The organism is Sporocytophaga sp. (assembly GCF_017745095.1).
In the GTDB taxonomy this organism is placed as follows: domain Bacteria; phylum Bacteroidota; class Bacteroidia; order Cytophagales; family Cytophagaceae; genus Sporocytophaga.
This window is the reverse complement of sequence record NZ_JAGHZZ010000018.1, coordinates 115,078-137,450: the sequence shown is the minus strand read 5'-3', so window position 1 is coordinate 137,450 and position 22,373 is coordinate 115,078. Positions and strand designations below refer to the sequence as shown.

20 protein-coding genes are annotated in these 22,373 nt (G+C 36.1%); 2 read left to right on the top strand and 18 right to left on the bottom strand.

The genetic code is table 11. The annotated features are described in order from the left end of the window. Nucleotides 1–62: 62 nt before the first annotated feature. From J7604_RS21020 to J7604_RS20990, 7 genes are all read right to left on the bottom strand, one after another. The gene (locus tag J7604_RS21020) at nt 63–272 is read right to left on the bottom strand and encodes a hypothetical protein (protein WP_293900366.1); all 210 of its coding nucleotides are present in this window, start codon (nt 270–272) and stop codon (nt 63–65) included. A gap of 241 nt (nt 273–513) precedes the next feature. Further along, the gene (locus J7604_RS21015; RefSeq protein WP_293900363.1) at nt 514–954 is read right to left on the bottom strand and encodes a hypothetical protein; all 441 of its coding nucleotides are present in this window, start codon (nt 952–954) and stop codon (nt 514–516) included. Nucleotides 955–1,049: 95 nt separating this feature from the next. After that, a complete protein-coding gene (locus tag J7604_RS21010; protein ID WP_293900360.1) occupies nt 1,050–2,210 on the bottom strand; it encodes a WG repeat-containing protein in 1,161 nt (386 codons plus the stop codon). A 13-nt stretch (nt 2,211–2,223) separates the two neighbouring features. Then, complete coding sequence (locus J7604_RS21005; protein ID WP_293900358.1) at nt 2,224–2,577, bottom strand: MmcQ/YjbR family DNA-binding protein; 354 nt, start codon at nt 2,575–2,577, stop codon at nt 2,224–2,226. A 1-nt stretch (nt 2,578) separates the two neighbouring features. Further along, nucleotides 2,579–2,758 carry a DUF6728 family protein gene (locus J7604_RS21000; protein WP_037576191.1) on the bottom strand — a complete coding sequence of 60 codons (180 nt, stop codon included), beginning with the start codon at nt 2,756–2,758 and terminating at the stop codon, nt 2,579–2,581. Between the two features lie 4 nt (nt 2,759–2,762). Next, complete coding sequence (gene ispG, locus J7604_RS20995) at nt 2,763–4,772, bottom strand: (E)-4-hydroxy-3-methylbut-2-enyl-diphosphate synthase (protein ID WP_293900349.1); 2,010 nt, start codon at nt 4,770–4,772, stop codon at nt 2,763–2,765. Between the two features lie 907 nt (nt 4,773–5,679). Further along, nucleotides 5,680–6,390 carry an SDR family oxidoreductase gene (locus J7604_RS20990; protein ID WP_293900346.1) on the bottom strand — a complete coding sequence of 237 codons (711 nt, stop codon included), beginning with the start codon at nt 6,388–6,390 and terminating at the stop codon, nt 5,680–5,682. Nucleotides 6,391–6,472: 82 nt separating this feature from the next. Here J7604_RS20990 and J7604_RS20985 point away from each other — a divergent pair, with 82 nt between their 5' ends. After that, a complete protein-coding gene (locus tag J7604_RS20985; RefSeq protein WP_293900343.1) occupies nt 6,473–7,201 on the top strand; it encodes an ABC transporter permease in 729 nt (242 codons plus the stop codon). Nucleotides 7,202–7,204: 3 nt separating this feature from the next. Next, entirely contained in the window at nt 7,205–7,963 is a 759-nt protein-coding gene (locus J7604_RS20980) for an ABC transporter ATP-binding protein (RefSeq protein WP_293900340.1), read from the top strand. A gap of 13 nt (nt 7,964–7,976) precedes the next feature. On the opposite strand, the gene J7604_RS20975 is transcribed toward J7604_RS20980, so the two are convergent. The 11 genes from J7604_RS20975 to J7604_RS20925 all read right to left on the bottom strand — a co-directional run bounded on the left by J7604_RS20975 (nt 7,977) and on the right by J7604_RS20925 (nt 22,327). Continuing rightward, on the bottom strand, nt 7,977–11,432 hold the full coding sequence (locus J7604_RS20975; protein WP_293900337.1) for a hypothetical protein: 3,456 nt from the start codon (nt 11,430–11,432) through the stop codon (nt 7,977–7,979). 109 nt (nt 11,433–11,541) lie between these two features. Continuing rightward, nucleotides 11,542–15,258, bottom strand: coding sequence for a HAMP domain-containing sensor histidine kinase (locus J7604_RS20970; protein ID WP_293900334.1), 3,717 nt, complete (start codon nt 15,256–15,258; stop codon nt 11,542–11,544). 40 nt (nt 15,259–15,298) lie between these two features. Next, complete coding sequence (locus tag J7604_RS20965) at nt 15,299–15,577, bottom strand: hypothetical protein (RefSeq protein WP_293900331.1); 279 nt, start codon at nt 15,575–15,577, stop codon at nt 15,299–15,301. 13 nt (nt 15,578–15,590) lie between these two features. After that, nucleotides 15,591–16,193 carry a DUF420 domain-containing protein gene (locus tag J7604_RS20960; RefSeq protein WP_293900328.1) on the bottom strand — a complete coding sequence of 201 codons (603 nt, stop codon included), beginning with the start codon at nt 16,191–16,193 and terminating at the stop codon, nt 15,591–15,593. Continuing rightward, complete coding sequence (locus J7604_RS20955; RefSeq protein WP_293900325.1) at nt 16,177–16,839, bottom strand: SCO family protein; 663 nt, start codon at nt 16,837–16,839, stop codon at nt 16,177–16,179. The genes J7604_RS20960 and J7604_RS20955 overlap by 17 nt, the downstream gene beginning before the upstream one ends. A 7-nt stretch (nt 16,840–16,846) precedes the next feature. Then, nucleotides 16,847–17,212: a cytochrome C oxidase subunit IV family protein gene (locus J7604_RS20950; protein ID WP_028980934.1), complete on the bottom strand. Its 366-nt coding sequence runs from the start codon at nt 17,210–17,212 to the stop codon at nt 16,847–16,849. Between the two features lie 27 nt (nt 17,213–17,239). Further along, on the bottom strand, nt 17,240–17,983 hold the full coding sequence (locus J7604_RS20945; RefSeq protein WP_293900319.1) for a cytochrome c oxidase subunit 3: 744 nt from the start codon (nt 17,981–17,983) through the stop codon (nt 17,240–17,242). Between the two features lie 20 nt (nt 17,984–18,003). Then, complete coding sequence (locus J7604_RS20940) at nt 18,004–18,600, bottom strand: cytochrome c oxidase subunit 3 (RefSeq protein ID WP_293900316.1); 597 nt, start codon at nt 18,598–18,600, stop codon at nt 18,004–18,006. A gap of 8 nt (nt 18,601–18,608) precedes the next feature. Continuing rightward, a complete protein-coding gene (gene cyoE / locus J7604_RS20935; RefSeq protein WP_293900313.1) occupies nt 18,609–19,502 on the bottom strand; it encodes a heme o synthase in 894 nt (297 codons plus the stop codon). Between the two features lies 1 nt (nt 19,503). Continuing rightward, complete coding sequence (locus J7604_RS20930) at nt 19,504–20,490, bottom strand: heme A synthase (protein ID WP_293900311.1); 987 nt, start codon at nt 20,488–20,490, stop codon at nt 19,504–19,506. Next, on the bottom strand, nt 20,480–22,327 hold the full coding sequence (locus J7604_RS20925; RefSeq protein WP_293900308.1) for a cbb3-type cytochrome c oxidase subunit I: 1,848 nt from the start codon (nt 22,325–22,327) through the stop codon (nt 20,480–20,482). The genes J7604_RS20930 and J7604_RS20925 overlap by 11 nt, the downstream gene beginning before the upstream one ends. Nucleotides 22,328–22,373 lie beyond the last annotated feature (46 nt).

Genomic DNA, 22,373 nt, shown 5'->3' with positions numbered 1-22,373 from the left:
TCAGGTCGAAAGACCTGACACCACGGGAAAGATCTCCTTCCTGGACAGAGAGTAAACTATTTTTACAAATTTCTACCTACTTTCGAATAAGCTATGTAACGGAATCTCCTGATTATACCATTTATCATCCTACCCAAAAAGTTATTGAATAATACCTGAATGATTAATACAATAGCTAATATGTAAATATCATAAATAAAATAAGTTACATCCCAGGCGCACCCACAACTTACCTGCGCATAATCGTCACGAATGCATTCAAAAGTCATCATTGTTAGATCTCGAATGAACGGATAGATCAATATAATTGGATATATAAAATAAAAAGTCCATTTATACCTGTTTAAAAATTTCAACGGCAAGAACCCGAAAACCAATAAGTTAAATAAGGTATAAAATATTAAAACAAGCATATAATCATTTTAAGCTAAGCAATAATTAATTGAATTTTATATCTTCTCTCACTAATCTCACAGGACAGGGAACAGAGACTTACCAGGTGTTTTTAATATTTTACTTCTTCAATCTATTCTTCAATAAACTATCAGGCGGAGGAGAGTTATGGAGCTTTTTCGAAAAAACATATCCCTTAACATAATTTCGAGATTTCAAATCATTATTTTCATAATATACAATTTCAGCCAACAAAGAATCATTGTATCCCAATAAGTAACAAGGCATATTAAATGGAACCGTTTGCAAAGCGAAATTAAAACCAGGATTTTTAACTCCATTCTCTTGCTTTTGGTAGTAAGATATTAAAGAATCTTTATCATCTATATCTGTTATTATCAATACAGGATTAATAACATTATATTCCTGATCGTATACATACACAGTTTTATGCTGTTGAATATTTTCATGAAATTTACGAGCATAATAATCTGCCCCAATGTTCCATAATACAGCAAATACTAAAAATAAAAAGGCATATAATGCCAACTTATTTTTCATGATTTATTACTTTTTTCGTCATAAATAAAAAAGCCCAAAGCCTTTCTATCTTTAAAAAAACTTTGAGCTTTCTACTTTTAACTTTCAACTTAAACCTACTTACAATACTTCACGCAAGTCCCCCTCAAATCTATAAAGGTCGACTTACCATCCTTTACTACCTCTGCCCAACCGTTTACGAAGTCATATGCATAGTCATACTCAGCAGGGATAACAAGCTTTCCCTTGTTGTCTATATAACCATATTTACCACCTTCATTAACGATAGCTCTTTCTTCAGAGAATGGTCTTACGATTTTGTATTTGAATGGAGTTACGGTCTCGCCTGTTTTGTTTAATGCACCCCAGGTTCCGTTCTTTACCACCATCACTACATTACCATCAAAGTCTTCCGCCCAATCATAGATTGGTTTGATTACTTCTGCTCCGCTTTTGTTAATGAAGCCATATTTGTTACCAACTTTTACTTTGGCTAATCCATCAGTGAAGTCTGATGCCCAGTCAAAGTTCAAAGGTATTACTACTGAGCCAGTCTTATCTGCAAAGCCCCATTTCTTGTTTTTCTGAACTCTTACAAGTCCGTCTGAGAATACGGAAGCCCATTCATACTCTACTGGTAATATAACTTTGCCAGTCTTATCAATCATTCCGTAAGCATCGCCTTTCTTTACAATAGCAGCACCTTCCATGAAGTTACCTGCTTCCTGATATGCAAATGGTATTACCACTTTTCCTTTCTGATTGATGTAGCCGAACTTCCCATCTTTGCTTACTGCTGCAAGATCATTTGAGAATTCAAACGCATTGCCATATTCCGGAGCGATTACAACTTTTCCGGTTTTGTCAATGAATCCGTATCTGCCCTCCTTTTTCACAACAGCCATTCCTTGACTGAAGGAAGATGCTTCAGGAAACTCCAGTTTGATTTTCACCAAACCTAGTTTATCTATATATCCCCAGGTACCGTTTTTCTTTACAGCTGCAAAGCCTTCTGAAAATGAAAGTACAGAATCATATTCCAATACAATCTTAATTTTCCCGTCCTGATCTATGAAGTAGTTTTTGCTTTGTCTTCTTACCAAAGCTCTGTCTTCTGAAAATGGCACTACCCTGTCGTAAATAGGATTGATCACAACCTGACCGGTTGCCTTATTTTTGAATCCGTATTTATCTCCTTGTTTAAATGGAATCGGTTGAGCGTTGCCAGCAAGTGAAAAAAGCAGTCCAACAGCTAAAAAAAGAGTACTTCTCTTCATTTCTTAAAATTTATCAAAGCTTAGTTAATAATTCTTTCTGAGTTTTGGTAAGGCCTTTTACCACCAGGTCGTAAGATTGGTCTATCAGTCCGCATATGAATTTATCATCCAGTGATCCATCCATGTCTACTGTGTTCCAGTGTTTTTTATTCATATGATAACCGGGCTGAATGGCAGGATAAGATTCTCTCAATTGCTCTGCCTCTTCAGGATCGCATTTCAGATTAACGCTTGCAAAAAGATCTACGTCTGTCAAAGCAAACATTTTGCCCATTACCTTAAATACCAACGTCTCTTCCCCAAAAGGAAACTCTTCTGTGACGCCTTTCTTGGCAAGGCAATACGATCTGAAATCTTCTATATTCAACTTATTGTCTGAATAAAGCTCTCCAGATAATTACAATCACACAAATGAGGAACATCAGCATGGCCAGTCTGTTGACGGCATGCATTGCTTTTATGTTGAAGTTCTTCGGACGGTTCGGATCTTTCTTTCTGAAGAAATATCCAAACACTGCCCCCAAAGCAAAATAGTCTTTTAATTTCATGATTCTACTCTAATATTGTTGCGTTTGGCTCAAGCCATTTTCCATCTTCTCTGATCAATTCAATGAGCTCGTCTACTGCATTTTCTGAAGGAACAGATTTCTTGATTACATTTTGTCCTCTGTATAAGGCTATCTTGCCTTTCCCTACTCCTACATAACCGTAATCTGCATCCGCCATTTCTCCCGGACCATTTACAATACAGCCCATGATTCCAATCTTGATTCCCTTAAGGTGGTCAGTTCTTTTACGGATCATTGCTGTTGTCTCCTGAAGGTCAAAAAGCGTTCTTCCACAAGATGGACAAGAAATGTATTCAGTCTTCGACATTCTGGTTCTGGCCGCCTGAAGAATTCCGAAAGAAGTTGTATTAAGGGTTTTAATAAGCTTCAGATGCAGGTCCTTGCTCTTAACATTAACAAGTTCTGTGCTCAATAAAATTCCGTCTCCCAGGCCGTCTATCAATAATCCACCGCAATCTGTTGCTGCATACAATTGCAACTGCTCATCTTCCATAGATGGATATTTTCTCATAATGATTACAGGCACAGGCACCTCATTGATCATCAGTTCGAATATCGCTCTTCTTTGTTCCGGAAGGGCATGTAAATTAAATGTATCAATGATCAGGACAGCAGTAAGATCATCTTTCAATTTATCCATCACCTCTTCGTCAAGGTCTTCTATGGTAAGCTGGATAAAATTAAGCGTCTTATGTTTTGGTTTTGCTGAAAAGTAATCCTTCAGCGTGATCAATGGGAAGATATTCGTTCTGTCGTCCATTCTTAACCACACAGAGTGGTTCAGAATTTCCTTCAGACCGTTAGGTAGCATGAATGGCACTTTATTATTTCCTGTATAAATGAAATCAGCGCCCTGGTCATTCATATTCCATTTATCTAATAGAGGCATATAAAAATGACCTATGGATTTCAGGTCATCCATTTTCTTATCAGAGACTTTACTGAAGTCAATAATCACTCTTGGGACGTTGCCGCCACCAATGTTCATCACTTCTCTTGTGTCTCTTCTCTGATAGATGTATGGATTAACAGGACTTTCATCATGCGGAAGTGGTTTAATTGAATTGTGTCCTGCTCTGATGTTGTATCTGTCAACAAGGATTTTAGCTACCGGAGCTTCAAATTCAGGATCTTCAGTAAGTGAAACTCTGACAGTATCTCCTAGTCCATCTTCCAGCAAAGTACCGATTCCTACTGCAGATTTTATTCTTCCGTCTTCTCCTTCACCTGCTTCTGTTACTCCAAGATGAAGTGGATAAGGTTTCAGACCTTCCTCATTCAGCTTCTGCACAAGAAGACGATAAGCCTGCACCATTACCTGAGTATTGCTGGCCTTCATGGATAGGACGATATTATAATAGTTCAGTTCCTCGCAAATTCTCACAAACTCTAGAGCAGATTCCACCATTCCCAGAGGAGTATCTCCGTAACGGCTAAGTATTCTATCTGATAGAGAACCATGGTTGGTACCGATTCTCATAGCGGTACCATATTCTTTGCAGATATTTATAAGCGGAATGAATTTTTCTCTGATTCTCTCCAATTCTGCCTGATAAGAAGATTCACTGTATTCGATAGTTTCAAACTTCTTTTTATCAGCATAATTTCCCGGATTGATCCTTACCTTTTCTACAAGGCGGGCGGCCAATTCTGCAGCATTTGGAGTAAAGTGGATGTCGGCAACGATGGGCGCAAAAAATCCTCTGCGGTTAAGTTCCTTTTTAATGTTTTCCAGATTCTGGGCTTCCTTAACACTTGGAGCGGTAATCCGGATGTATTCGCATCCTGAATTGATCATTCGGATGGCCTGCTCTACTGATCCCATGGTATCCATCGTATCGACTGTAGTCATGGATTGGATTCGGATAGGGTTGTTTCCCCCCATTGGGACATCGCCAATATTTACCTCGATGGTTTTTCGACGCGCATATTGGGTCAGATTGTCATTGTATTTGTAAGAACCGGCTTTAATTAAAGGAGCAATTGATCCCATTGAGAGAATGTATGTTTATTTTTTATGATTTTATCTTTATCCTAAATCCATCTCCTGAAAGAGAAGAACTTTATAATAGCTTTTCGAGCTTAGGACCTCCAATTTTGGAGTTTTTAGCTCATTTTTGAAGCTTTCAACTCTAGCTCCAGAGCTTTTTAGCTCAACCTTCCGAGGTTTTGACTTAAATCTCCGAGCTCTTAACTCAAACTTTCGAGCTCTTTAGCTCAAACCTTCGAGGATTTAATATAAACTTCCAGCTTTGAGCTCATATTTTCGAGCTCAGACCTCCAATTTTCGAGCTCAGACCTCCAATTTTCGAGCTCAGACCTCCAATTTTTCCTTCGCAAGCTCAGGAAAATAATCTCAGTCTAATTGCTCAAGAAGCTCTCTTCTTTATCCCTTTTACTTTAAGCTTTTCGCATTCAGCTTTCAGCTTAAGACAAATATAAAAAATAGTTACCTAACCTTAGGGATAATCCTTCATAGAAATAGTTTGAATCGGGATTTTGGGGATTAAAGGATTAACGGGATTTTTTACTAAACCAGTACTACAAGTGGATTATAGTTTTGAAATAACTAACTTAAATATAGTCAGCAGATTTAAAATAATCCCATTAATCTCCGAATCTCATAAATCCGATTAATTGGACAATTTAAATACCACCACGATTTACAATTGTAAAGATTTACAAATGTCACCAATTTATAAATGTAAATTCTCATTTAGGGTAAGTCCTAAGCATTGAATTTATACACTGGTAATTAAATCATTAAAAACAATCCATCCTTCATCTACTTTAATGAATTTACAATTTTAAACAGGTAAAAAATAAAGGGGAATAATTATCTGACTTCAGATTATTATTCCCCTAAATAAAACTAAAGAAAGATTTACAATCGTAAATTACTATGCAATATCCCCTTCCTGAGGGCGTAAAAGAATTTCTTCCACAACTGTGTTTTTGGATAAACTATAAGTACCAAAAATTGCATCTGCAACATCTTCTGGCTTCATAAAACGTTCGTCAGGCAATCCTGCCCCTTCCCAACTTGAAGTTAACGTTGCTCCAGGTAACACAGCTGTAACTTTAATTCCATACGGTTTCATTTCCTCCCTCAACACTTTTGTCATTCCATACATCGCAAATTTTGAAATGCAATAAGAACCTCCATTTGTATAAGCAGTAATACTTGCAGTAGAACAAATATTAAAAATATACCCGCTTTTTTCATTAATCATTCCATGAACCAGACCACGAGTTAGGTTATAAGCACTATATAGGTTTGTTTCAATCTGATATTCAAGGGCTCCTTCTTCTTCCTTATGAATTTGTCCAGGAAGAAATACACCGGTATTATTGACCAGTACATCAATTCTTTTAGTTACTTCGTTTATCTTTTTGACAAAAGAAGTAACATCCTCCTTTTTGGATAAATCAGCTTGAAAGCCCGTCAATTTTCTATCTGGAAATTTTCTTACAAACTCTTCCTCAAGAGCTTGAAGCTGATCTGCTTTACGCGAACATGTAATGACATCAAACCCCTCTTCCGCAAACTTGAAAACGATTGCTTTTCCTATTCCTCGGGTCCCACCAGAGACCACAATAACCTTTTTCATATAATCCTACTTATATTATAATTATGCTTTTTATACTATTTTTTTGAAATATAATTAATTTCGTGGCTAAATTAAGCTTCTAATGAAAAGCTTCGGCAAATACCTAATTTTATTGAGCACTCTTTTTATTAACCGGGAGCGCTTTAATGTTTATGTTAAAAGAATTGTAGATGAGTCTATTCTCATCGGTATTGACTCTGTATTTATAGTCGTAATTGTCTCTACTTTCATAGGTGCAGTTACCGCGGTTCAGACAGCTTACAATCTCGTTAGTCCACTTATTCCACTTTATATTATTGGAACTATTGTCAGAGATATGACAGTTCTTGAACTGGCACCAACTATCACATGCGTGGTTCTGGCCGGAAAAGTGGGATCCAATATTGCAGGCGGACTGGGAACAATGAGAATCACAGAGCAAGTGGATGCTTTGGAAGTAATGGGCATTAATTCAGCTTCTTACCTGATTCTTCCTAAAATCATTGCGGCAATATTAACATTTCCTTTACTGGTGATCATAGCAGGATTCCTTTCAATGTATGGCGGTTATCTGGCGGGGGTATTAACAGGCGTGATTACAGAAAAAGAATACATCTACGGTATTCGATACCAATTTCAAGGATACAATATCACTTTTGCAATAATCAAATCACTGGTTTTTGCATTTCTAATCTCCTCAATTTCATCTTATCAGGGATTCTTTACCAAAGGTGGCGCTCTGGAAGTAGGACAATCCAGCACGGAAGCTGTAACAAACAGCTGTATTGCCGTGCTTTGTGCTGATTATCTTCTTGCTCAACTTTTACTTTAAGTCATGATTGAAATAAAAAATATATCCAAGTCCTTTAATAACAAACAGGTTCTTCTTGACGTCAACGGTCAATTTGTAAAGGGTAAGACCAATCTTATTATCGGGGCCAGTGGTACGGGTAAAAGCGTTTTGCTTAAATGTATAGTGGGGCTGGTAAAACCTGATGAAGGAAGTATCTCTTTTGACGGGCGTGATTTTACCCAAGCAGATTCTGAATTAAAACAATCTATACGAAGAGAAATAGGTATGCTATTTCAAGGTAGCGCTCTGTTTGACTCTAAAACAGTAGAGGAAAATGTCATGTTTCCCCTCGACATGCTCACTACCATGAGGCGGGAAGAAAAACTGGACAGAGCAAATGAATGTCTTAAAAGAGTTGGGCTTGAAAATGCAAACAAACTGTTCCCATCAGAAATCAGTGGAGGAATGCAAAAAAGAGTGGGAATCGCCAGAGCTATTGTTATGAACTCTAGATACCTATTCTGCGATGAACCAAATTCCGGTCTTGACCCTCAAACAAGCATTAAGATTGACAATCTGATTAAAGATATCACCGAGGAATATAACACTACTACCGTTGTTGTTACCCATGACATGAATTCTGTACTTGAAATAGGTGAACACATCATGTTCATTTACAAAGGTCGGAAAATATGGGAAGGAAGCAATAAAGATATTCTGGATACTGAAGTAACAGAACTTCAGGATTTTATTTTTGCCAATAAACTGATCAGAGATATGAAAGCGAAGAAAGACAGATAGTCTTTCTTCAATATTAGAATAAGGCAGAAATCTGCATTCTGCCTATATGTACCATTTTGTTTTCCCCTGCCTTTCTTCCCTCATAGTTAAAGGATAGTTGCAATCCATTGGCAAGACGCTCCTGCCAGTTAAATGTCCAGGTAAAGTTATTTCCGGGCTGCAGTGCTTCCAGCATCTCATATCCCAAGGGAGAATTCAATGTTGTGGATTTAAAATCGCTCTTTATATTCAAATATTTAACCACTGCGTTGATAGTTCTTTTAGAGACCTTGTTAAATCTGACATCCAGGCCTGCTTCATAAATCAATACCTTTTCTCCTTCCGATCCTGAGAAGACATTTGCTTTATTTGTAAATCCCAAAAGTGCAGTCATTCTGAGGTTATTTTTAGGCTGATATGCAGCTTCAGGATTGATTTTGTAAGACTGAATTTCATAATTTCTATTGACCAGAAAATCTGAATTGTTTTTCTTTAAACCATAGCCAGCCTGCATTTTAAAGCTTGAAAAGCTATTGATATTTACTCTGGAGCCTAGTTTCAACTCATAGTTCTGTTTACGTTCAAAACCTTGTACTAAAAACTGTTTATTATCATTAACCAGGTAACTAAGATCCAAACCGTATTTTGGATTCGATCTGTTATAAAACAAAGTAGAGCGAATAGCTTCCTGGATACTCAATATGTTCTGATCCTCTATGTTATTGCTTACAGGAATGAATCTTCTCATCAAATCACCGTCAGTTATTTTTTTATTGACAGTCCAGGATGAAAAGCTTGAGAACCTTGAGAAAAACTGTTTTACTTTTTTGGGATTAGATGCCCATCTCCTTGGAGCACTGGCATCAATGCGATAGTTGAATGTATTGGTATAAGCTTTTATATATTCATCTGTAGGCACAAAAGTCTTGATAAATTCTCCGTTTGGATCATCAAACTTTTTATCAAAAAACTCATTCAGGTCCTGGATTTTATCACCATTCAAATCTACCCAGACATGCGTTCCTTGACCTGTAACAACTGGTATAAAGGTAATCTCTCTTTTTAATTCACGTCCTGTACCTGTGGTAATAGTCAGCTCGGAACGGATATGTCTTTGCAATATATCAGAGTTCCAGTCCAGCCTTCCCATTACAGTTTCTTCATTGGGAAGTCTTACACCACTTACCATGTAATTGTTAAGATACCTATATGTAGAAACAAGGTTTACCTGATTATTATCATTGATTCTTGCTGAAAGGCCAGCATTGGTGGTCTGAGACTTACTATCCCTATATAGCTGCCCGTCTGAGTTTCTTTCATTATTACGAACGCTGTAATCAATATAGTAGGTAACCCTTGTTGTATCACTGCTTTTGACATACATCTTCAATTCATCATAATACATATTGGAAGCAATGATCCTCCCTGTTGTATCTTTAATGATGTTCTTGTCTTCCGTATAGGAAATACCAGGAACAAAATATTTGGTTTTATAGAAAGTATTCAGATTAAATCTTCTCCAATTAGCTTCTTTAGAAGCCGTATTGTTATTCATATAAAAGACATTAGACATCAGCTGCAATTTGCCAAAAGATTTGTTTGCCGAAGCTGTATGCTGACTTCCCTTGACATCACTGCCTCTGTCTCTATGACTGAATTTATAAGTAAATGCATTGGCAGGATCTTTTGCAAAAGACCAAAAAGTATTGAATATATGATCTGAAGATTTCATATCTGAATTGGCATTCCAGTCTCTGTCAAAATCTGTTGTTCTGACTCTATCTATGAAAGCAAAGTCCTGTTCATCATATTCGTAATCTATTGTTCCGGAAAGCTTGTAAGAAGGTAATCCTGAAAAAGCTCTGCCTTTATTGATATAACCAATCTTGTATGCTTTTCCTTTATCATCTTCATTATTTAAATCGGAATACAAATTCAGATCACTCTTGGAAAACCCAACCTCGCCGAAGACATAGTCTGTTTTGGTTATAGCATAACCGCCGCCAATAGTAGCCATATTCTTCAATTTGGGAGTTACAACCAACAAAACAGGTTCATAACTACCATTGCCTGCTCCTACATACTTATAGACTCTTCCATTTACTGTGTTGATGTCCTGCACATAACTTCCTGAGCCAGCATTCAACTGAGTAAAGCTTAACTGATACAATGCACTGTCTGGATTCGTACTATATGCATATATAGGATTAGTCGGAGTGCCTATATTTTTATAGAGTACTTTGGTAGTGCTGAACTCAGAGACAGTATCAACTCCGGGAATAAAGGATTTATTGATTGAATCTCCAATCAGACTTAGAAAGTATTTATCCTGATTGGAAAGTTCATAATTGATAGGCTTTTGAGGATTATCTTTTTCCTGATAAAAATTAAAGTAAACATCTGCCTTCTTGTAAGTCTGATGGTGGCTGGCATTAATAATACTCCTCGAATAATTTTTATCCGAATATTCAAAGTCAACCCTGATGCGCGAAAACTTTGTAATAAGGATATTATTGGTAAAAGTGATTTCAGCCTGATTATAATCTATGATATAATCGAAATCAAATCCTCTTGTAAGTAATTTACCATCCAGATAAATCCGTTCAGAGTTGGCCATAATTACAATGAACCTTTCTCCATTTGGACCTCTTAACCTATAAGGTCCCTGAACACCTTCCAGAAGTTCGTTGGGCAAGCCATATCCAAACTGCATACTAGCAAATTTTCCTTTGGAAAGGGCAGCACCAACAGAAGTGACGGAAGAACTTGTGGAATCCTTTTTATAAAACAGATCCCCCTGTACACCCTGCACGTTTCTGTAGTAACGCAAGAAATTTGAATTCTTATTTTTCATCACCACATCACCGGCAATGAGAGAGGTATTCTTACTTTGAAGTTGAACATATACCTTGTCGAACTCCTGAATCTGCTGAGTATTACCATCAGGCTGAAATGGTATATTCTGATCCGAAATCACAGCTGTGATAGACACATCTTCAGAAAGTTTTCCTTCAAGCTGAAGGTTCAAAACAGAATTTACAAATACACTCTGATTGTTTCCGAAAGATATACCCCTGCTGATATTACCCGATTTATTCAGACCTGGCGATGAGAACAGCTCTTCCTTGGCTTGAGGAACGCCGTATTTATAAGTAAAATCTTCGCGGTAATATGATCCTGAGTCGTAGGATTTTCGATCCCTTTTAAATGCAGGTTTATTAATACTGAAAGGAAAAATCTGATAACATATGTATACAGAGTCCGGAGCATTGTCCGATCTCAGTTTTACTGACTCCCCTTCCATACTTATAACAGTTCCAGTAGCCGGATAAACGACTCTTAACGATCCAGGAAAAATTGCCGATGAATCCAGAACAAAAGAGTCAGGCGTGAACTTAACCCACTTGCACCTTTTGTTATCTATTTGACTAAAAGCAGAAGTTGACAGTAAAAAAAAATAAAGTACCAGAATCCTGTATTGATAATTCATTCCACCTGGCTATTCAAATGATGTTTGAGACAAATGAATAACCAAATGTAAAGTTAACCAAACCAATCAAACTGATTAACATGCGACCTATGTTCTTGAAAATTTCAGATCAATGAATTAATGGTAATTCAATAAAAAATGAAGTCCCAATTCCGTCCTCAGTTGTAAACCAGATCTTGCCTCCTGCATGCTCTACCCCTTTTTTGGCTACCGCAAGACCGATACCCGATCCACTGAATTTAGTACTGAAGTTAGGTATAAATACTTTACTTCTCACAGATTCAGGAATTCCGGATCCGTTGTCACAGATTTCAATCAAAAGATTTTTACCGTCTTTCTGACTGAAAATGACTTGGATATGTGGCTTACGCTCATAAGGCACAGACTGGATTCCATTCAGAATCAAGTTAGTAAAGATACTATTCATAGCCTGTTCATCACCTATGACATAGTACTCCCCTGCTTCCTTAAAAATTTCAACGACAGCATCTTTGCTATTGTTGTATAAGTTCACTACACTTTCTGCAATGCCTGACACTTCAATCCTCTCCGATTTAGGATTAGGCATTTTTGCAAATGAAGAAAATGAAGTAGCTATTTCATTCAAATTGTTTATCTGATCCAAAAGAGTGTCCAGACTTCTCTGGGTAACAGCCTTCCCATTATCCGCTTCATCCTTCAGCATCCGTTGAAGATGTTGAATGGTAAGCTTCATTGGAGTTAGAGGATTTTTAATTTCATGTGCAACCTGCTTTGCCATTTCCCTCCAGGCCGACTCTTTTTCACTTTGAGAAAGTGCCCGTTTACTGTCTTCCAGCTTTACAAGCATTTCGTTGTATTCCCCCACAAGCAAACCAATTTCATCCTTGGACTTCCACTCAAGAGGTTCATTTTCCTCACCAAAAGAAGTACGACGAATCCTATGAGTAATAATTTTCAAAGGAGTAGTCAATATGTGGCTTACAAAATAGGATAATGCAATAAAGACAATAAATATCGTAACAAATATATTGATGATGGTTGTTAATACCTCGATTACTTGCTTTTCGAGCTCTGCCTTTGATTCAAAGAAAGGTATACTAAGAATTCCTAATAAATTTCCAGTTTCAAAGGAACGAATAGCTACATATACATTTTTATAGTTAAGTTTTCCGACAGATTCAGTAAGCATTACCACGTTTTTTCTGGTTTCGATGATACCTGAATACGCTTTAGGGTTCATCATTTCAGAAACAATTCCGGCATTGTAAATAGCGGGCTGACTGGATATCAATAATTTTCCCCCGTTATTAAAAATATTGATATCAGACTCAGTAAACTGCCCTACCTGCAACACAGTACTCTCCAATTTTTCCTTTTTGGAAATATCCTTTTTATAGCCCTCCAGGTAAACTGAGATATTACCGCTTATACTCTCCGCTTTTTTGATAAAAGCTTTATTAAGATTTTCCCGGTAGGTATTACTGATAATACTTAGTGTAATGACACTCACAATGAACAAAGGCAGGAAAAAGGCAATATTCAGGTATATCTGAATCTTTGCCGATAAACTCATGGTGTCTTTCTTAAACCTGAACAGAACTGCATACCCAATTATAAATAGAAGTATACTTACTATAAGTGTAAGAAACAGAAATGAAAAATTGGAGAATATATCAGCGTATGCATATTCCGGAGAAGAGACCACTATGATCTTTCCGTTACCCGGTCTGAATGCAAGATGGTGAAAGCCTTTTAACTTTACACCTTCGTTATAAATCCTTTTATTGGAAAGGTTAATAACAGAAAGATTTTTATCGTAATTGAAATTACCCGAGCTATACAACAAGGCACTGTCAGAAAATACAGCATAGTGGTAATTCTTGTTATCAAAGTTTTCAAAGACTTTTTTATCAAGGAAAAGTTCAGGATACACGCTGTTTGGAATGATCCTTCTGTGCTTTAATTCAATAATAATATACCCAATGATGACATCATTTTTCTCTATTTCATTAAAGCATATATACCTTCTGAATCCATCCTTTAAATTTTCCTTTTGAAAATAAATATTCTTATACTCCGTTCTGTGCTGACCTTTTTTCAACTCGGACAATACTTCAAAGTAGTTGGCATAATATGATTTCTTTTCAAACACATCACCAGATGCATCGAATACGGAGACCGACACATCATATTTATCAAAATAATTGGAAAGGTAGATCTTCTTGATCTTTTGCTCTATAATTTCTTTCGAAGAAAAAGGAGTTACAAGCCTGCTTTTAATAAAGATATCTTCTTTAATCTTCTTAGATGCATCCGACAAAAGGTATTCACCTAATACGTCATTGTCTATTACTAACTGAGAGGCAAATTTCTGTTTTCTTATTACCTCTTTTTCCTCCTGAGTCACATAGATGGAAACAGCAGCAGTAAAGGCTGACAGCAATCCAGAAAATATCAGATAAATATAAGTTCCATAACGGAACCTGATAAATTGTCTTGGTAATTTAAGAAATGAAATAACGACTATATAGACAAGACAAGCAAGACTTACAGATAAAGAAACCCCACCAAGAATAAAATAAGAAAAGATTGAAAATAGAGACCAGGCAATGATACTAGCCCAAATAATTTTTAAAAGCTGGTTATCGCAGAAGAACTGTAATATCCTTACAATCAAATGCAGCAACAAAAACAGGTTTATTGAAGCAAAAACGAAAGCAACAATCGATGATATTCGGAAAAAGCCAAAACTAATATCTGTTGTAATATCAATTGACCATGTTGAGTTAAGTGATATTGCTCTTAAAATGAAGAAAAACTGATGCTGAATCAGTAATGCTATAAAGATTAATATTATTGAAAATCCTTTTCTGAAAATACCGGAAAGGTTATTCGCCTTTTGTAATAATCTTGAACGGTGGTAGTTCATAAACACAAAAAGCCCTGTCAGAAAAAGGAAAATAAAGTTTAGCAATAAGTCCCCTAAAGATGGAGATAAAATAGATGAAGCAAAGTATTTAGGATTGAACAGGCCAAAATCCGACAAAAATGCAGGATAGTTTAAGAATAGCATTGCAATTCTTATCACCAGAAGGTTGAATACAAGAATTACAGTAGCAAGATCAAAATTCTTCTCAGAAATTTTTAATGCCACTCTGTAGATAGCAGTAACAAGCGAAGCCAAAGCCAGAAAGCTAAGGACTATATAAGTAAATAAAAGCGAGCTACTCTTGATCTTATTGATTTCAAAAAACTCAATAGAAAACAAGAACTCCTTTTGAGGAGAATGTATATTCAGATCAGGGTCGCTGGCCGGATTTGCAAGAACACGGACATTATTATCATTAATGATAGGCTTAAATGCAACCATATCATTAAATGTCGCAGGTTGGTTGATGTATGTCCTTACAGGAGTTAAGAAATAAATCTCGAAAACATCCTTTTCTGTCACTATTTTTTTCTGGGATACAAGGTATTTACCTGTCTTTTGAAACAGAACTTTTTCAGAATATTCCCCTTTCACATGATCATATTCAGGAACAAACCTAAAGTCTGACCAATAAATAAGCTGCTTATTTTTGAAAATATAATAAGGATAATCAGATGGTATATTTAAGCTCGAAAACGAATACCTCGACTTATTCTCAAGGGTTTTAAATAGAAGTTCTGATGATTTTTGGTTCTTCTGTAGGAAGAGATCAATTTGTCCGGAAATAGTTTTTACAATCTTCTTTTTATTGATTGTTTCACTGCTATTATTAAAAAAATTCCAGGTTACTAATGATAATAGAAAAAACAGGAGGGATAAAAATAGAAATATGTTCTTTCTTAAAAGATTTTTCAAGGTATCAATCGTAAGAGGTATACATTAAATTAACGAAGATTTATTTGGCAAATTTTGATTTGATTTTGTCAAGTAACTGTTGTTTTTCGCTATTTTTTTTGCTGCTTTTATACCAGAAAAAAGCGATAAAACTTCCGATAATGTATGGTATACTCATCAGATATAAAATCCCCTTATTCAAGCCCTGTCCTATCCCTTGTCCGGATTCTACATTATCTTTAATTGTAGCTTTACACATAGCACATTGAGCCATTAGATCAGTTGATCCGGCCATCATTACTATAAAAACAATCATCAAAGCAAAGATCACCTTTTTCATATTGGCAGAATTATTAAGCTCCATAATAAGGACTAATCATTAAATAAACTAAAACCCCTGAAACAGCTACATACAACCAGATCGGAAAAGTCCATTTTACAACTTTTACGTGTTTAGCGAACTGATTTGAGATTCCGAAGTAAATAGCAAATAAAACAAAGGGCACAACTACTGCTGCCAATATAATATGAGGAACAAGAATTAATATGTAAATAGTTCTCCAAATACCTACTGACGACTTTTCAGCTAAATCTAAAACACCATCATGGTTCATATCTCCAAAAATAGTATGAGGCCCCTGATAATGATAAATAACATATGAAATAAGAAAAAGACTTGAAAGACAAAAAGCGACCATCATCACCGTTCTGTGTAGTCTTGCATCTTTTTTAAATTTGATAAAGTAAAACCCTGCTAAAAGAGCAATAGTTGTACAAGTGTTTAAAACCGCATTAAGGTGTGGTAAAAAAGAAACATCCAAATCTCCTAGCTTACCTGTTTGAGGAAGGTAAAAAAGTACAGAAACCAATACAGGTACAGCAACTGACAGTATGCCTATGATAATCAAGTAAAGATTATCTTTTTTTTCAATAACTGGGTTAATTTGCGTATTCATATTGAAGAACTTGTATTTCAGTAATTAAGCGGTCTACTTCTTCAGAATTTGTTCCATCATAATAACCTCTGATCCTTCCATCTTTATCTACCAGAACGAGTTTCTCACTATGGATAAATTCAAGAGGCCTATCCCTATCCTCCATTGCCGTAATAAAAAAACCTTTCTGAGCTAGTGTGTAGATAGAGTCTTTACTTCCAGTTAGGAAATTCCATTTTTCCGGAATTGCTCCATATTTCTGTGCATAAGACTTCAAAACAGACACTGTATCATATTCAGGATCTACTGTAAGGGATAGAATCTGAAATTGAGGATCTTGTTTAAACTTTTCCTGAACCCTGACCAATTGATTGGTCATTTGAGGGCAAATTCCAGGACAACGAGAGAAGAAAAAATCCACGACAAGAATTTTCCCTTTGAATTTCTCTCCTTTTATTTCCAATCCATCCTGATTTCTAAATGAAAAATCAGGAATTTCGTGCGCTTCTGTTATAGTATATTGTCCTTTATCATTTAAAACCGAGTCTGTTGCAAAAAAGACTGGAAGTTTATAATGATTTTTTCCAAAGAACTTAAAATACTGAAAAAGAAAAACCGGTATTACCAGAAGTAAAACTAGTATACCGGTTTTAATAATTTTATTCATTATCTGATTATTTAGCTAAACCAGCGTACCATTGCCAAAGATTTCTGAAATACAATATTGCATTTCCTTCAACTAATAGAGCTACTACTAACCAAACGATAAAAAGCGTTGGTATTACAATTGACCAGATTAAAGTTTTCGCTTCATATTTAAGGTGCATAAATTCTCCCACGATGTAGAAAGATTTTACAAATGTTAGAAGAACGAATATTGAAGTAAGCAAAGATCCTCTTTCCATTGTAAAAGCTAACAAGAATTCTATAGCAGTTACAACCGCAAGGATAAGAGCTGTCATCCAGATTTTCTTGATTTTCTCTTTATCTTTTGGAAGAACCTGAGGAGCATGCGCTGTAGTATGATGACCGTGTCCCATAATTTTATATCAACTTAAATATTTAAATTAAACCAGATAGAAGAAAGTAAATACAAATACCCAAACAAGATCTACAAAGTGCCAGTAAAGACCTACTTTCTCAACCATTTCATAGTGACCAACTCTTTCATAAGTTCCAATAGCAACATTATAGAATACTATCATATTAATGATAACACCGCTCAATACGTGAGTACCATGGAAACCTGTGATGAAAAAGAACAGGTCTGCAAATAAAGTAGGACCGTATTCATTATGGTGAAGATTCGCTCCAAAGAACGTGGTTCCATCTGCTATCATTCTACCTTTGTCACCTACGATGAAGATTGTCCACTCCCAAGCCTGGCAACCTAAAAAGGCAGCACCACCAATAATTGTCCAAAGCATCCATTTTAATACTTCTTCTTTATCCATTCTATGACCAGCTTCAACAGCAAGAACCATTGTAACGCTGCTCATGATAAGGATAAATGTCATAATTCCTACAAATACAAGAGGATATGGATTATGAGTAAAAGGAATGTGAGTAAATACTTTTTCGGGTACCGGCCAATAATTTCCTGATGGTACGAAATCAGCTATTTTCCCTGTGTAAGCGTTATGTGCAAATCTGCTTAAACCGTAAGTAATTAGTAATCCGGAAAAGCTTAAAGCATCAGAAAGCAGGAAAAACCACATCATCAGCTTTCCGTAACTTGCTCTAAGGGGTTCAGCACCTCCACCCCACAAATTTCTTTTTTCTTTTTCGTCAATGACTGCTGTTGTTGCCATGTTGTTATTTTTATGAAAAATTAATGGTTAAGTAATAAAAATCCAAACAAATATATCCAAAGTCCACCAAGGAAATGCCAATACGTTGTACAGCATTCTATTACAAGCATGCTCTTTGAATGAACTTTATATTTGAAACTTTGAGCAAACACCACCCAAAGGAAAATTACTGCAGAAATCAGGTGCAAACCATGCAAACCTGTCAATACATACAGAAATGAACCTGAAGGATTACTGCCCTTTCCTCCGAAGAAAACTTTAATTTCTACAAGATCTCCCCAGGCATAAAACTGACCTACTAAAAAGGCCAAACCTAAAAGACTGGTAATTAATAAGTATAATTTAGTTTTCTCAAGGCTATCTTTTTTAGCTGCAAAATATGCAAGCTGCATTGTTATTGAACTAACAACTATAATAACAGAGTTAAGCCAGAAAATTGAAGGGAGTTGAAACTCCAGCCAACCTCCATCTGCTCTTCTCACGATGTACGCGCTTGTTAATGCAGCGAAAATCATCAATACCGTCACAAGAAAAAGCCAAAAAGCGAACTTTTTCGGATTCATTGACAGCGGCTTCTGAGGCTCGCTTGATTGTAAATTTAATTCGTGTTGACTCATATTTTTAACTATACCTTATCCAAAACAAAAGCAATTTGTACTATTGGCAAATAAAGGAAAGAGCCAAACATAATCAGCAATGCTGCTTTTTTGGTACACTCCTTCATTAAATAAAAGGTTTGAGCCAGAAATAAGATTCCCGCAATTAAAGTTACAATTGCTGAAGTTATTCCGGTCATACCTAAAAAATAAGGCATAAACCCTAATGGGATTAAGAATAAAGTATAAATCATTATTTGAAATGCAGTCTCGGATGTTCTGCCTCCTGCATTTGGTAATAATCTGATACCTGCTTTCTGATAATCTTCATCTAAAACCCAAGCTATCGCCCAGTAATGTGGAAGCTGCCAGAAAAATTGAATTCCAAATAAAATGCCTGGCTCCCAACCAAATTTATTCGTTGCCGCTATCCAACCAATCATTGGAGGCAATGCTCCAGGGATGGCGCCAACAAAAACAGCAAGAGGAGTTTTAGTTTTTAAAGGAGTATAAGCAAAAGCATATAATACTAATGAAGAAAAACCTAAAACAGCGGTTTTGAAATTGAAGAATTCGTTAAAGAGGAAAATTGATAAGGCTCCCAAAACTGATGCAAGAAATATTGCTTCAGGAACACTTACATTACCAGTAGGCACTGGACGACTTTTGGTTCGATCCATTAATTTGTCAGAATCTTTCTCATAAACCTGATTGAGGATATTACTCGCTCCTGTGAGACACATTCCGGCAAGAGCAAATATCCCAAATAATGTCCAATCAATCGATTTTCCTCCACCCAATATGTACCCCATACCAGCAGAAAAAACTACTGTAAGGGAAAGACGGAATTTTAATAATCTAAAATATTCTTTAGACTTAAATCCCACCAGATGAAGAATATTTAATCTACTTACTGACTGCATTTTAATAATTCAATTTTGCTTTCATCTTAAAACCTTCTAGGTTGACATTTATTATTGTAAAAACGAAAAACAGTATACCGAAAACTATCGTCGCCAGCAATAAATGTAATGGTTGAAGGTATGGTGGTAAGCTGAAAACAGCTAATGCTATACCTGCAAGTGTCTCTACTAATAAACAGTAGAAAACAACAGAGACAGACTTAATAATTATTTTATTCTCAATAATCTTTTTAAATCCAAAGAACAAATAGGCTGACAAGACCAACAATGCATATCCGATAATTCTATGGAACAAAAACACCTTCCCTAAACTATCTATCCAAAGTTCTCTATTTGAGTTGTTGTTTTCGACAATGATTAAATCTATTTCTTCTCTTACCTGAGTTCCTACGGAAATCTGAAGGAATGTTAAAATCAATAGAAATACAACCAGAAAATTGAACTTTGAATGAGCAGGACCTTTAAAGTAAGTAAAGCGTTGTGGAAATGTTTTTAATAAAATCCAGATCAGCAAACCTACAATTACAAGAGAACCACCCATATGTATTGTAATCATTATCGGGGCTAAATTTGATGAAACTACCATTTTTCCCAACCAAGCTTCAAAACCTATCAAGAAAAGGGTCAACAAACTTAATGCAAACAAGCTCCAATCCCTTTTTATCAATGGAACAGAAAAGCTAACAACCAACAGCATTAAAAAACCAACTACTGCACCCATTAGCCTATTTACATATTCAATCCAGGTTTTTACCGGATTAAATTCTGCTTCAAAACCGTGAACTTTATAACGCTCCTTATAATCCAAAGGAAGTTCACTGATATGGGTTGGAGGAACATAATTCCCGAAACATTTGGGCCAGTCGGGACATCCCATTCCTGAACCTGTACTTCTTACAATTCCTCCAGCCAATATCAATAAATAGACTGCAATTAAAGTAACAAAAGTTACCTTACCGAATCTTTTATAGTCTGAATTATTTTCCATGAATACTCTCAGCCTCAGCTACCATTTGCTCATTCTCGTGAGGGAAATTAGATCCCTTTGTTTCTGAGAAAGGAACATTCTGAGGTATGAAATCATCTTCAGCTCCAGGCTTGCTATAATCATATGCCCATCTGTAGACTGTTGGAATAGCACCTGGCCAGTTACCGTGACCTGGCTCAACTGGTGTAGTCCACTCAAGTGTGTTAGATCTCCAAGGATTTTCAGTAGCTCTTCTACCTTTAAATATGCTGAAGAAGAAATTGAATAAGAATATAAACTGAGCAGCAAAAGTTACAATTGCAGCTATAGTAATAATCTGAGTCAAATCAGTAAAGCTCTGAGTAAAATCAAATCCAGTGAATGAGTAGTATCTTCTTGGGAAACCTGCAATACCGATATAGTGCATTGGGAAAAACACCATGTAAACACCAATGAATGTAATCCAGAAGTGGACATATCCTAATTTCTCATCCATCATTCTTCCGAACATTTTAGGGAACCAGTGATAAACGCCTGCTAGCATACCAAAGAAAGAAGCGCTACCCATTACAATGTGGAAGTGGGCTACTACGAAATAAGTATCATGCAACTGAATATCTGCTGCAGAGTTACCAAGAACAATACCAGTCAAACCTCCAGAAATGAAGAATGATACTAGACCAATTGAGAACAACATTGCAGGAGTGAAAATGATATTACCTCTCCAAAGTGTTGTAATGTAGTTAAACGCTTTTACTGCGGAAGGAACTGCAATAATCAAAGTAAGGAACATGAATATAGATCCCAGGAATGGATTCATACCTGAAATAAACATATGGTGTGCCCAAACGATGAATGATAAGAAAGCGATAGCTAACATAGAACCAATCATAGCTTTATATCCGAAAATCGGTTTTCTAGAATTTGTAGCTACGATTTCAGAAGTGATACCAAGTGCAGGAAGCAATACGATATAAACTTCAGGGTGTCCTAAAAACCAAAATAAATGCTGGAACAATACAGGGCTACCACCTTCAAATGATAAAGCCTGACCAGCAATATAAATATCAGAAAGGAAGAAGCTGGTACCGAAAGTTCTATCAAAAATTAATAATAAAGCTGCAGAAAATAATACAGGGAATGACAATAGACCAATGATCGCAGTAATGAAAAATGCCCAGATTGTAAGTGGCATTCTTAAAAATGACATACCATTAGTTCTTAAGTTGATGACAGTTGTAATATAGTTCAAACCACCTAGTAAAGTTGAAACTATAAACAATGCCATACTGATCAACCACAATGTCATACCAAGTCCAGAACCAGAAATTGCCTGAGGTAATGCACTCAAAGGTGGATATACAGTCCATCCCCCACCAGCAGGACCCGTTTCTATAAATAAACTACACAACATTATAACACCAGATACAAAGAAGAACCAGTAGGATAACATGTTCAGGAATCCTGAAGCCATATCTCTTGCTCCAATTTGTAAAGGAATAAGGAAGTTACTGAAAGTACCACTCAAACCAGCAGTCAATACAAAGAAAACCATGATAGTTCCGTGCATTGTAACAAGTGCCAGGTAGAATTCAGGGTCTAATTTTCCATTCTGGATCCATCCGCCTAATAAAGGCTTCAACCAGTCAAAATTAGCATCCGGATAAGCTAACTGAAGTCTGAAAAGTAATGATAAACCGCCTCCGATAATTGCCCAGATAATACCTGAAATCAGATATTGTTTGGCAATAACCTTGTGATCTTCGCTAAATACATACTTTTTAATCCAAGGTAAATCATGGTGATCATGTTCGTGATCATCATGATGGTCGTGCAAATGACTTTCGGCTACAGACATATTATTAGAAAATATTTTTCGATTTTAGTAAGAATTTTATGAATGC